Origin of the sequence: Streptomyces montanus, assembly GCF_005786655.1 — a bacterium.
GTDB lineage: Bacteria > Actinomycetota > Actinomycetes > Streptomycetales > Streptomycetaceae > Streptomyces > Streptomyces sporangiiformans.
This window is the reverse complement of the sequence record NZ_VBZC01000010.1, coordinates 44,865-57,982: the sequence shown is the minus strand read 5'-3', so window position 1 is coordinate 57,982 and position 13,118 is coordinate 44,865. Positions and strand designations below refer to the sequence as shown.

Annotated in this window: 3 protein-coding genes; all 3 read left to right on the top strand. The window is 66.3% G+C overall.

Going from position 1 to position 13,118, the window contains the following annotated elements:
- Positions 1 to 27 precede the first annotated feature (27 nt).
- The 3 genes from FE633_RS10925 (at position 28) to FE633_RS10915 (ending at position 13,084) form a co-directional block, all read left to right on the top strand.
- Positions 28 to 2,094 carry a hypothetical protein gene (locus FE633_RS10925; protein WP_138044926.1) on the top strand — a complete coding sequence of 689 codons (2,067 nt, stop codon included), beginning with the start codon at positions 28 to 30 and terminating at the stop codon, positions 2,092 to 2,094.
- Positions 2,095 to 2,230: 136 nt separating this feature from the next.
- A complete protein-coding gene (locus FE633_RS10920; RefSeq protein ID WP_138044925.1) occupies positions 2,231 to 7,357 on the top strand; it encodes a type IV secretory system conjugative DNA transfer family protein in 5,127 nt (1,708 codons plus the stop codon).
- A gap of 177 nt (positions 7,358 to 7,534) precedes the next feature.
- The gene (locus FE633_RS10915) at positions 7,535 to 13,084 is read left to right on the top strand and encodes a hypothetical protein (protein WP_138044924.1); all 5,550 of its coding nucleotides are present in this window, start codon (positions 7,535 to 7,537) and stop codon (positions 13,082 to 13,084) included.
- Positions 13,085 to 13,118: the final 34 nt, after the last annotated feature.

Below are 13,118 nucleotides of genomic sequence, written 5' to 3'. Positions count from 1 at the left end.
TTTTGTTAGCGAAGGGGTCGAGCGTCAATGGGCATTCTGGGAGCGGCAGCGGTCAGCCAGAAGAAGGAACGGAAGAAGAAGCCCGACGAGCTTCTGGCCTCCGTGGTGAGAGAGACGGCGATCCCGGCGGCGGTCGAGCTGCTGCGGTCGAACACGCGGTTCGTCTTTCCCAGCGGTACGGCCTGGGTGATGCTCGTGCTTGCAGCTGACGAGATCGGCGGCTTGAGCAAGCGGCACGGCCGGGACGAGGCGAAGGGCTCGATCATCGAGCTCATCAGCTCCGACCAGATCCGCACGGTGGCCACGGCAGAGATGCTCGAAGAGGAGGTCTTCGGCATCATCCCCACCGACGAGACTCTCGCGCGCATGGAGGAGTACTCGCTGCTCACCGGCGCCACCTACGCCTGGGCCGTCGTGTGGCAGAAGCCCAGCGGCGATCTGCTCGTCGATCTGGTGAACGATGCGACCTTCGCGCAGGCGCGCTTTGTCGTTGCAGGTACCACGAGCCTCGCAGAAGCCGTGGGCAAGAAGGCGTGGGAGGAGCACAGCGGCCTGGTCGCCGAGGCTGGAGCCACTGCCCCCGCGGTCCTCGGGGAGGACGAGGGGGATGCGATCTTCGACGAGATCCCCGGTGTCGAGGGGGCTGACGAGGGCCTGGGCGACGAGCCGCTCTTCAGCGACGTCGTCGACGCGGATGAAGGGGCGGACGCACCCATGTTCGACGAGGACGCCGCAGGTATCGACGACGCGGGCACCGTCCCGGTCCAGTCGGAGTCGGACTACGACGGCGACGAGGTGGCCGGTTACGAGGGTTTCGACGAGACCGACGCCGGCTACGGCGTCGAGGGCGACCACCAGGAGGCCGGCGACATTGTGCTGCTGGCCGATCAGGCCCAGGTGCGCGACGTCATCGCCCGTCGGTTCCTCTCCGAGGAGCTGGACCTGGACGTCCGGCTCGATGAGTTCAACGCGACCTTCGCCATCGGCGCGCCGGTCGTGCAGATCGCTGTGCCCGAGGGCTCGACGGAGTGGCTCGGGGACCAGGTCGCCCAGCTCAACCGGCAGGCCAACGCAGACCTGATGCAGCTCCGTTCCGCGCATGAGGATGAGCTGCGTGCGCTCTACGTCAACCTCATGTCGGCGCACACCGAGCAGGTCATCCGCGATGTGGCCACCGACCGCGCGGGCTCCCGGTACAAGCTGCTGAAGGACGCCGCCGAGGCCGAGCACCAGCAGCGGCAGACGGAGAAGGATGAGAAGATCCGGGCCCGCCGGGCGGAGATCGTCAAGGACTACGAGTCGCAGGCCTCCAAGGTGGCCCAGCAGGCGGCGCTCTCGGCGGAACTGCAGTACAAGGAGCGCAACCGCTCGAAGATGGAGCGCGAGCAGATCGACTCCGTCGCCGAGATCGAGCGGGACATCGAGGATACCCACGCGCACAACCAGCAGGAGATCCTGCGGGTCCGGCGTTCGGACGCGACGCTGAAGATGCAGACCGGGCAGACGCGGGTCTTCGAGGTGCTGGCCGAGCGGCAGTCGGAGTACTTGGCGGCCGAGGAAGAGTGCCTGAACCAGTGGAAGTCCGAGATTCAGCGGATCGTCGACGACAACCGCAAGGCCGACATCGCCCAGTCCGAGGCGCTGGCCGAGCACCTGCGGACCACGGACGAGATCGGCGTCCTGCGCCGGGAGCAGCAGGACCTCCTGAAGTCGGTGCGCTCTGAGCACGCCGACCGGATCCGCCGGATGGAGGACGAGCTCGAACGCAACCGCAAGGACGCCATCACGCAGATGACGGCTCGGGACGCCGAGTGGCAGCACAACCTCGATCTGGAGAAGGAGAAGACCAACTCCCAGGTGGCGCGGGTCACCGACCTGCTCCATCAGTTGTCGACGGTCGAGGATTCAGTGGCCAGGCGGTATGAGGTGCGCCTGGCGGAGATGCACGCCGACAAGGAGTCCTACGCCAACGAGCTGGCTCGGGCCTCCGAGATGCAGAGCCGCTCGAACAAGATCCTCGTCGTCATGATCGTCACGCTCTCGCTCCTGATGGGCGTGGCCGGCTTCATCGTCGGGGTGGTCTTGACCCGTTGAGCGGACCGGTCATGACCGACGGGGTGATCTGACGGCGCATGGGGCGCGTTCCCCATGCGCCGTCGTCGTCTGCGCAGGCAGTCGCACTGGACAGCAGGACAGCAGAACGAGCGAGGCTCGAGAGTAAGGGATCACGATGGCCACGAACAGGCGGAAGGCGGCACGGCCGAAGGCGAGCAGCTGGGACAAGATCTCGGCGCGGACGCCCGGCGAGACGCTGACGAACCGAGACGTCTACGACAGCCAGCAGCTGGACCGCAGCACGTTCCTGACCCTGAGGTCGACCAGACCGGGCATCGTCGTCGCGGTGATTACCGGCGTGCTGGTGACGATCGTCGCCTGGGTCTTCTACTCGCTCATCGCCACGGCGGTGCTCTCGGTGGGCGCGTCCGTGGGTTCGGGCGTGCCCGGCAACGGCACCGGCAAGCCGAGCGCGTACTACGTCCAGGACACCACGACGGGTGCGGGCGGCTCGGTCGTGAAGTGCTACCGGCCCCTGACCAAGGACGGCAACCCGGACGTGAAGGCGAAGTGCTACACCAGCGCTGAGGCTGTTCCGGTCCCCAGCTGGTACACCGCGGCGAAGGACGGCAAGCCCAGCGCCGAGAGGCCAGCTGAGCCCAAGAAGAGCGCGACAACGGTCGGCGAGCAGCTGGCCGACGTCTCGGGGTTCAAGCTCTTCATCACGCTCGGCTCGGGTCTGATGGTCGCCCTCATCATCGGCACGTGGTTCTCGCGGAAGGTCGCTGCGGCGAACCTGATGAACACCACGAGCGACATCAACCAGTACCAGAACGACCAGCACATCTCCCTGCCGGAAGAGATCCAGCAGAACTACGACTGGTTCCCCGACGCCGGTGCTCACTCGAGCGTGCAGGTCAGCTCGATGCTCAGCCACATGATGCTCAAGAAGAAGGGTCTGGGTACCGTCGAGGTCGCCCAGCGCGCCAAGAAGGACGTCATCGACGAGGAGGGGAACCTCGTCTATTACGCCGGCGAGGTCATGGACGACGACGAGGGCGATCCGCTGACGCAGACCCTGCCGATCATCGACGAGGACTTCGGCGACGAGCTGTTCGAGGCATCCGGGCTCCCCGATGACAAGACCCTGCGGCAGAAGTACGACACGACGCGGATCCCGTACAACCCTGACGGCAAGAACCGGGACAAGCTCGGCTTCGGGTCGGATACGTACAAGACCGTCGCTGACCTGATCAAGGAGGACTGGACGTTCCCGGTGTACGAGGTCCAGCGCCCGGCCGGGGCGTACGTGGTCGATACCGCGCCGGTGAACACCATGGTGCTGGCCATCACCCGAGCCGGTAAGGGCCAGACGTACATCGAGCCGATCATCGACATGTGGTCGCGGGAGAAGAAGCCCTCGAACATGGTCATCAACGACCCCAAGGGCGAGTTGTTGGTGAAGAACTACGTGCCCCTGGTCACACGCGGGTTCGAGCCGGTGCAGTTCAACCTGATCAACTCCATGAAGACCGACATCTACAGCCCCCTGGGGCTGGCGGCCGACGCGGCGCGTGAGGGCAACTTCACCAAGTGCGCGCTGTACGTGGAGAACATCGCCGGGATCTTCTTTCCGCTCGACGGCGGCGAGGACCCGGTCTGGCCCAATGCCGCCAACAACGCCTTCAAGCGCGCGGCCTACGGACTCATCGACTTCTACCTGGAGGAGGAGCGGGAGCTGCGCAGCGCCGCAGCCGTGCTGAATATAGACCCGGCGCTGCTGGAGCAGAAGCTCGATGACCTCTGGGGCAAGGTCACGCTCTACAACTGCTACCAGCTTTTCGTGCAGATGAGCTCGAAGAAAATCAAGAACCCTGAGGCCGAGCTAGAGAAGCGGGTCAAGGCCGGCGAGTTCGAGAACAACGAGGACGCCCTGGCCGAGGAGCAGGAGAAGGCGGCGGCCCAGGCCTTCATGTGGGAGGGCAAGGCCGATCAGGACATGCTCAGCCTGTACTTCAACGCGAGCGAGGAGCTGCCCCGCAACAACATGCGCACGCTGGTGGGCAATGCCCACAACGCGCTGCGCTCGATGGCCGGCGCGGAGAAGATGCTGGCCTCGGTGTACGGCATCGCGATCACCGCCATGTCGTTCTTCACCGACCCCACGATCTCGACGCTGACCTCGGGCAAGCCTTCGCAGAACACCGACCTGGCCGGCCTGAGCTTCCCGCGTCGCCTCGGCGTGCGCTTCGCGCCGAACTACGTCAAGCGCGACCACCTTGTCGGTCAGCAGGCCGTGTGGTCGGCCTATGCGGACCCGATGTTCACCGAGAACCTGGGCGAGGACTTCGAGCACGAGGAGATCGTCGGCCGCGAAGGTTGGGCCCGGTACAACTTCAAGGGCAAGTTCCCTGGCGACGAGGCCTGGCTCAAGCTGGAGCTGGTCAACCCGCAGACGAAGATGCTGGTGCGCACCTTCTACTTCAGCTTCACGAAGAACTACCAGGTCTCGCTCAACGGCCGGCACTACGTGGTCGAGCCGGTGACGGGCAAGAAGATCGTGAAGAACGGCGTGATGCGTGAACTGAAGCCGGTGCGTGAGGGCGGCACCCGGGACGGGAAGATCCTGTCCTTCCAGCCCGGGGACACGCTCTACCCGGACACGCGACTCGACTTCTCCGGCGGCGGCAACCCGGAGAAGGTCTCGTACCAGGCACGGGCGATCACGCAGACGCTGTCGCGCTACTCGGAGTCCCCCAAGGCGCTGTTCCTGGTGACTCCGCCTCACCTGATGAAGTACGCGAAGCTGATCCTGATCCTGGTCAAGCAGCTGTTCGACGTGAGCGCCGACCAGGCGTACATGACGAAGTCGAACCAGAAGCCGCTCTACCGCACGCGGTTCATGCTCGACGAGCTCGGCAACCTGCAGTCGGAGGGCAAGGGCATCGACGGCTTCGAGACGATGCTCTCCATCGGCCTGGGCCAGGAGCAGCAGTTCACGCTCATCCTGCAGACCCTGCAGCAGCTGCGCGACGTCTACGGAGAGAGCGTCGACAAGATCGTCCAGGGAAATTGCCTCGCGCTCGACGCCAAGATCGCCACGCCGGACGGATGGACGACGATGGAGAAGATCCAGCCCGGTGACGAGCTGATGACCCCGTTCGGCACGGTCACGACTGTGACCGAGAAGTACCCAGTCAAGATTCGTCCGGTCTACCGGCTCAAGCTGCACGACGGGTCCTCGGTAGAGGCATGCCCTGATCACCTGTGGCCGGTCGAGCGCTGGAAGTCCAGCATCAAGTACCTCGGCGGCAAGGACGAGAACGGCAAGCGGCTCTACGTTGGCGGTGCCGACGGCAAGACGATGGCGCGGGTTACCGAGATCATCAGCACCGAGGAGCTCAAGTCTTGCATCGAGAAGGGTCGCCAGGTCGACCTGATCGCGATCGACCCGGTCGCCTACCCGGGGATGGACCTCCTGATCGACCCGTACGTCTTTGGCGCGATCCTGGGTGATGGTCACATCAACCCGGAGGGGACGGTTTCCCTCTACAGCAGCGACCTGGAGATCGTGGACGAGATCCGTCGTCGGGGATATGACATCGTCGAGCAGGCCGTCGCGGACGGCCTGTGCCCCAAGTACCGGATCAACGGGGTTCGGAAGCTCATGCGCGAGTTCGACATCTCCGGCAAGCGCTCGTGGGAGAAGTCGATCCCGGAGGCGTACCTTCGTGGCTCGGTCGCGCAGCGCACCGACCTGCTCCGGGGTCTGATGGACACCGACGGCACGATCAGCGCCAAGGGTCAGATGGAGTTCACCTCTGCGAGCCGTGAGCTCGCCGAGGGTGTGCAGACCCTGATCCGTTCGCTCGGTGGTCGCGTGGCAATCAATGTCAAGACGAACATCACGTACACGGCCCCGAACCAGAGCGAGCCCAAGGCGGCTCGGGACGCTTACCGCGTGCAGAACATTCGTCTGCCGAAGATCAACCCGTTCGCGCTGCCCCGCAAGGCGGAGCGCTGGAGGGATCGCACGCGGGGCTTCAACTGTGTCGTCAGCGTCGAGTACGTGCGGGACGACGAGGTGCAGTGCATCCGGGTGGCCGACGAGCGGCATCTCTACCTCACCGACGACTTCATCCCGACGCACAACACCTCGAACATCGTCTTCCTCAAGTCCACGGACGATTCGATGATCGAGACGCTGGAGAAGATGAGCGGCAAGACGCACCGGTCGTACCGGGACAGCAAGCAGATCAGCCAGGATGTCGACAAGGTCATCGGCGGCAAGACCGAGGGCCGGGTCTCCTACACGATGAACACCAAGGAAGAGCCGCTGATCAGCTACAACGACATGGCCTTCCTCTCGCCGCGCAACTCGATCGTCTTCCGGGCCGGCGATGCGCCGATCTGGAACCGCAACCAGACGATCCTGCCGATGTCGTTCCGGCTGCTGGGGAACACGATCAAGCACCCGGGGCACACGTACTCGCTGCAGACGATCCCGACCCTGTCCAGTGCCATGGACTTCGACGTGCGGATGAACCAGCCGGACTTCGTGAAGATGCTGGAGAAGCGTATGCGGCAGGCGGTCAAGGCCGCGGACGCGAAGGCGCAGTACAAGGAGATCTACGGCTACCAGGAGGTCGACATCGAGCGCCTGGACCCGGATGTCTACGCCGACGAGGTCATGGAGGTCATCACGACGATGACCACGGTCGACGAGGGCCAGGACCCCAACGCTCCGGTGGTCGTCGACCCCGACGAGTACGAGGGGATGAGCATGTTCGACGAGGACCAGTTCATCGAGAACGTCGAGGTCGGGGTTGCGGTCGCCGAGAGTCAGGCGGTCAGCGCCGAGCGGCAGCGTCTGCTATACGCCGAGGGGACGATCAGCAAGGAGATGCTGGTCAACCCCGACGGCTCGGCGAAGGTCAAGAACCTGGACATCGAGATCGGTGAGGCCTACAAGTCGGCGCAGACCGAGTTGGAACAGGATCGCGAGCACTTCTCGGTCGGCGGCGGCGGCGAGCTGCGCAGCGCCGATGGCTCTCAGACGTACATCAGCCAGATCCGCTCGGACGCGTACGCCCATGCGGCCCGTCGGATCAACGGCCATGTGAACGACGAGGACTCGCGGGTGTTCGCGGAGGAGGACGTCACCGAGGAGGACCTGAAGTCCCTGGCGACGGTGAAGGTCTACTCGGCCTTCTACCAGTACCTGGCCTCACTGCCGAGCTGGGAGGTGCTGGCCGACGGCCGGTTCGACCGGGCCATGGCCATCGAGATGAACTCGAAGTAGCCGGCGTCCACTTGGGGGCCAGCCAAGGATCACGACCAGTGCCGAGGTCGTCTCTCGACTAAGGGAGATCGCCTCGGCACTGGCCTTTCCGGATGACCTCTCACCTCCTTTCGATAGGCGGGGTAAGCTCTATACATACTTATGTAATCCCGAGCATCCACAGGACGCTGATTGACTATGAAGAAGGCACACGGGCTGCGCAGGTACTTCTACGAGTACGTCTACTACAAGGCAGTCGAGCAGGCCCGGGATCAGACCGGACAGGTCATTCCGATCTCCCAGGCCAAGGCGATCCGCGCCCGGGTCGACGAGATCCTCGGCCAGCGGGGCACCGCGCTGGCCGACCCGCGGCTGGGCGTCACGGACTGCCTCACCGCCATCGACGAGGCATTCGCGGAGAAGGTGTCCGACTACGAGCCGCAGTTCGGTGACCATTCCCCGCAGAACGAGCGCTACCAGCAGTCGCAGCGGGAGTTCACCCGTGCCACCGGCGTCGGTGACCAGGCCGACCCGAAGTCGGCCCGACTGCCGATCAGCCCCTACGACCCCGACTGGTCCGAACGCGCGACCGTGAAGCGCGCCGGGACCGCGCTCGTGTACCTGCCGGACGAGACGATCGGACGCGTGGCCGGCGGTGAGGTGGAGACCCTGGCCGATCCCCGGCGCGGGAACATGGTGCTCTGGCGCATCGACGACGAAGGCAAGCCTTTCGAGGCCGGCCGAGCGATGACGAACGATGACGCCGCTGGGCTCACCGCGCTGATGGACAAGATGAGCCAGCAGGAGTACGACCAGGTCCGCGGGTGGGTCGTCGACGGCGGCCGGGATCCCCAGACGAACCGTGTCGACCGCAACCGCTTCATGTCCCAGCGCGCCGTGGCACGCTCGGCAGCACTGCTCGAAGAGCTGAAGGCCCAGGGCGTGTCCTACGAGGTGATGCGCGACCGCGAGCCGGGGCAGATCAAGGCGAAGATCGCCGGAACCGGCATGGAGATCCGTCTCACCGACACGCGCCAGGAGGAGTACGCCGGAGCCCGGATCTATGACAACGGCACCGTGCTGCGCTACTCGACGAACTACCGGGTCCCCGGCGGCATGGCGGTCTACTCCCCCTCGCCGGCGGAGGCCGTTCAGCTGCTGCGCTTCGCCCAGGGCCATCGCATCGAGCGCACGGATCTTCCGGGGCACGCCGCCGGCGAGACCGGCACGACGCACCAGGAGCGCAGCCGTGGCCGCACGGTGGTGGATGTGCCCGACAGCTACCACGTCGACCGGGAGTCGATGTTCGTGGTCGGCGACTACGTGGCGCCCGGCGAGTCCGGTCCCCGGCCCGGGGCGAAGGTGATGCTGCGCCGGGACGCGAAGAACCGCTCCCTGCCGACCTTCTTCGTCGACGCCGAGCCCGCTGAGGCCTACGCGAAGGCCGCCGTCGAGAGCGCGCGGGAGAATCTGCAGGCAGCTCTTGGCGTCGAAGACCTGATCGCTCGCGCTGAGGCCGAGCTGGAGCGAACCGGCGGACAGCTGGATGCGATCGAGCCGCCGGATTACTCGGCTGATTCCGAGGTTGCTGCGATCCAGCGCTCGTACTGGGACGTGCTCACCGGCGCGCACAGCGATCTGCTGCGCCCGGGTGCGACCGAAGAGATGTACCAGGAACGGCTGGAGGAGATCGGCGAACTGCAGGCCGAGGAGGTGCCCGAGATGGGCAACCTCGTCTACGGCGGCACCGCCGTCGAGAAGGTCCGGCAGCACGCCGAGGACGTCCCCTTCGAACTCATCGGGACCTGGGAGGCGGAGTCCCACGACGTTGACGGCGAGTGGGTCGATCAGCGCTTCAACCCGGACCGGGTGGCGCGGTACATGACCAGCCCCACCGGGCAGTGGTCGAACCTCGACAACCTAGCCTCGGCGCTGCGTCGTTGCGGGATCTCCCCCGACGAGATGATGGGCTCGACCTTCCAGACGACCCGGTTCAAGGACCGGCTCGTCCGCTTCAGCGCCGAGCGCTCCGTGCCGATCGCCGATCACGAATCTGCGTACATGCGGCGCATCGGGGCCACCGTGCGCGAGAGCATCGAGCGCAACGCGGCGACGGTCTCCGAGATCCTGGTCGACGATCAGGGCGTCATCCGCTGGAGCGGCGAGAAGCTGCGCCGTGACGGCAAGGGGACTCCGATCTCGGGTGAGATCGGCCAGGTCTTCGATGTCGGCGAGTACGGCGAGATCGCCACCGCCTTCGCCAGCGGGGAGAACGCTCTGGTCGTGCCGGGCTACGAGGCCACGATCACGGCCCAGACTCCGGGCGAGGCTCCGACCTCGGTCGAGGAACGCACGCGCCTGTGCGGCTACGAGCAGCTCATGCACGAGCGCATCCAGTACCAGATCGCCGGCGACCTCATCGCCGGGCGCAGCGAGACCGGCGAGCCCTCCTCGCTCAACACGGTCTACTCGCAGCTGTACGGCACGAAGCACCCGATCGACTTCATCGAGCGCGCCACCACGTACCAGCTCGACGAGTCCACCGGCGAGATCAAGAAGCACCTGGACGAGTGGACGGCCGCGATCCTGCAGACCGAGGCGCGCCGTGTGCGCTACTCCAACGAAATCAAGGCCGGCTCGACGATCTACGCCGAGTACCGGGCCCAGCGCGACCGAACTGACCCGGCTGACGACAACCGCTTCGACGCCTGGCGGCTCACCGGCGGGCGGAACATGACGGTGCTCACAGGCAAGGACCGGAACAACGTCGCTGCGCCCAGCGGCTACTTCGACCCGGTGATGACCGGAGGCGCGACCAACCAGGGCATCGTGCGGTATCTGACCACGCAGGCACAGATCGACGGCGACGGCCGGATCGTGCCGGGCGACGAGACGGTGGCCGGACAGCGTGCGCCGCTCATGACTCTCCCCGAGCTCGAGACGCTGCGGTACGACCCGTTCGACCGCCAGCAGATGACGGCCTCGACGATCATGCAGTCCTCGGAGGTCACCCGTCCCATGGGCACCGCGCTGATGACCTTCGGCGGCTGGACGGCCGACGACCCGATCGTGGTCAGCGCGGAGTTCGCGGCTGAGCATCAGATCCGTGGGACCGGGGGACAGCTGCGCGACCTGGTCGTCGGCGACAAGATCAGCGATCTGCACGGCAACAAGGGTGTGATCTCGTTGGTGGTCGATCGGGAGATGCGGCCGACCGAGGCACGCGAGAAAGGCATCGAGCAGGAGGTGGCCTGGTTCCGGGCCAATGCTGATCTTGATGTCGTCATGAGCCCGTTCAGCCTGATTTCCCGGCGCAACGCGGGCTCGGCGCGCGAGCTGATGAACGGACGGGTGGCGGGATTGTTCTCCCCTGACGGCGAGTACCAGCACAGTGCTCTCGGCGAGATGCGGTTTGTCGTCACGCACATGGCCGTCGATGAGAAGACGAAGATCTACGACGACGAGCAGGTGCGTGCTGGCAAGGGCCGTAAGGCCTCCTCGCAGCTGGCCTGGGCGCTGCAGTCTCAGGACTGCCCGGCGATCATGCGCGAGTTCTACGGCCACAACAGCGGGGCCGAGTCGAACCTGCGCGAGTACCTGCTGGTGACCGGCATGGATATGGAGGCTGACGGCACGCTGCGGGTGGTCGGCCAGGCCGAGGGCCTCGACGAGCGCCCCGAGCGCCGGTTCATCCCGATGCCCGAGCTGCTGCGCACTCGGCCGCGCAGGGAGGGCCAGCTCCCGGGACTGAACACCACGGCGATGCGCAAGTCCTTCGGCGATCTCGTCGGCGACCGCGGCGGCGACATGGAGATCCCGTTCTCGCTCACGTATCCGACTGGTGAGCAGACCGAGACGGTGAGCGCGAGCTCGTGGAAGCTGCCGGTGATGTCCTCGCATCTGCGCAGTGGCCAGGAGTTCGAGGACGGGTCCTCCGTCACGCACGACTACACCCGCAGCTACCAGGACGTCTTCGTCGAGGCCTGCCGCTACCGCTACATGACCGAGCAGCTGGACGGCCAGGGTCTGTCCGCGGAGAAGCGCGCCGAGGTGCGTCGCGGCATGAGCGAGTCGGTCTCGCGCGCTCAGCGCGCCTTCGAGGCGATCACGACCGACGTGCAGAACCGGGTGCTCACGGGCAAGAGCAACATCTTCAAGACCGGGCTGATGGCCTCGCGGCTGACCGACTCGGCGACGATGGTGTGGACTGCGGACCCGCGGCTGGACGTCGACCAGGTTGCGCTCAGCTCGGTCAAGGCAGAGCAGCTGGGGCTGGCCGAGGGCGACCACGCGCTGGTGTGGCGTGACCCGGTACTCCGTGACGCTGGCGTGCGCTACATGCGGGTCGCGATCGACGACCGGCTCACCGGTGCCGCGGTCAACCCCGTGATGGACGCCTGCTTCGACGGCGACTTCGACGGCGACGCGGTCGCCGTGGTGAAGCTGCACAGCGAGGCCGCCAAGGCGGAAGCCCTGGCGAAGCTCTCGGTGCCGGCCAACCTGCTGGACACCGGCGTGGTCAAGGGCGACGGCTCGCACCCGCTGGCCATGCAGGTCTCGCTGGACACCCAGGTCGCGCTCTCCAAGGACGCCGGACTGGCCGATGAGCTGGAGAGCTCGCGGAGCGAGGCGAACCGGCTCCGGCTGCAGGCTCTCACGGGCGCAGAGTCGCCGGAGGACATCAAGCTCGGCCAGCAGGTCGTGACGGAGGAGCTGAGCGCGCTGTACCGCCAGGCGCAGCGCGGCGAGTTCGGCGCGGCACTGACGTTCTCGGACCGCGCGGCGCACCTGCGGAGCGTGCGCGAGGTCTGCGTCGAGACCGGTGCCAAGGGCAGCGAGAAGAAGCTCACCGACTACGCCCGGAACCTGGGCGATGCGCAGGGCACGCCCGGTATCACTCAGGCCGACCAGGAAGCCTCGATGTTCGCCACGGCGATCAAGGCCCACGGCACCGGCCTGGGCGGCTCGTTCAGCCAGCGCGCCGTGCGCGCGCTGCGCGGCGAAGACCTCAAGGCCGTCCTGGAGGTCACCTACCCGGTGACCCAGTCGATCCTGCAGGCCAAGCACGACGCCGCCGAGGCCCGGCACAAGTACGAGATGCTCCAGGGCCCCGGCCGCGAGCTCTGGAGGGGCCGCAGCATCGAACACGTCGGCCCCGGTCAGTGGCGCACGGCGTTCCTCGACGGTGAGCCCGTCCAGGCCACGGCCGAGGAGTGGGAGAAGCAGTTCATCGAATTCTACGAGTCCAAGGAGGGCTTCGGCGTCACGGTCAACCCGGACTACGTGGCCCGCGTGGCCAGTGCGCTGGAGGACCCGAAAACCGGGCTCATCCGCAACCTCGAAGAGGACCCGTCGCTGACCGGCACCGTGATGGACCGGATGGCCTACGGCGGTGGCTTCGAGGCGCTCGTGCAGGCGGCCACGAACCGCGAGAGCGTCTACGACGGCGAGAAGAACGAGCAATTCGCGTCCTCGGGGACCCGGAAGGCCCGGGCGGAGATGTCCCGGCAGCTCGATCAGCTGGGCTCCGCCGAGGCGCAGGGCCTGGACAACGCTGCGATTGCAGTCGATGACTCGGTGGTCAAGCGCGACGTGATCTCTCAGGACGCAGGGGCCTCCCGCACCCGCGGCTCGCATCGCCGCTCTGCGCATGCCGTGGGCGTGGGCGCGTCGCGCCCGGTCTACACGCCGAGCATCGAGATCGATCAGCCGCAGAGCAACGACGACGACTACGGCATGGGGCACTGAGATGGCACAGCACAAGGACCTGGGAACGGGCCCT

Bases quoted from the DNA above. Each gene is read 5' to 3' on its own strand.
- FE633_RS10925 (WP_138044926.1), top strand. From the start codon at position 28: ATGGGCATTCTGGGAGCGGCAGCGGTCAGCCAGAAGAAGGAACGGAAG.
- FE633_RS10920 (WP_138044925.1), top strand. From the start codon at position 2,231: ATGGCCACGAACAGGCGGAAGGCGGCACGGCCGAAGGCGAGCAGCTGG.
- FE633_RS10915 (WP_138044924.1), top strand. From the start codon at position 7,535: ATGAAGAAGGCACACGGGCTGCGCAGGTACTTCTACGAGTACGTCTAC.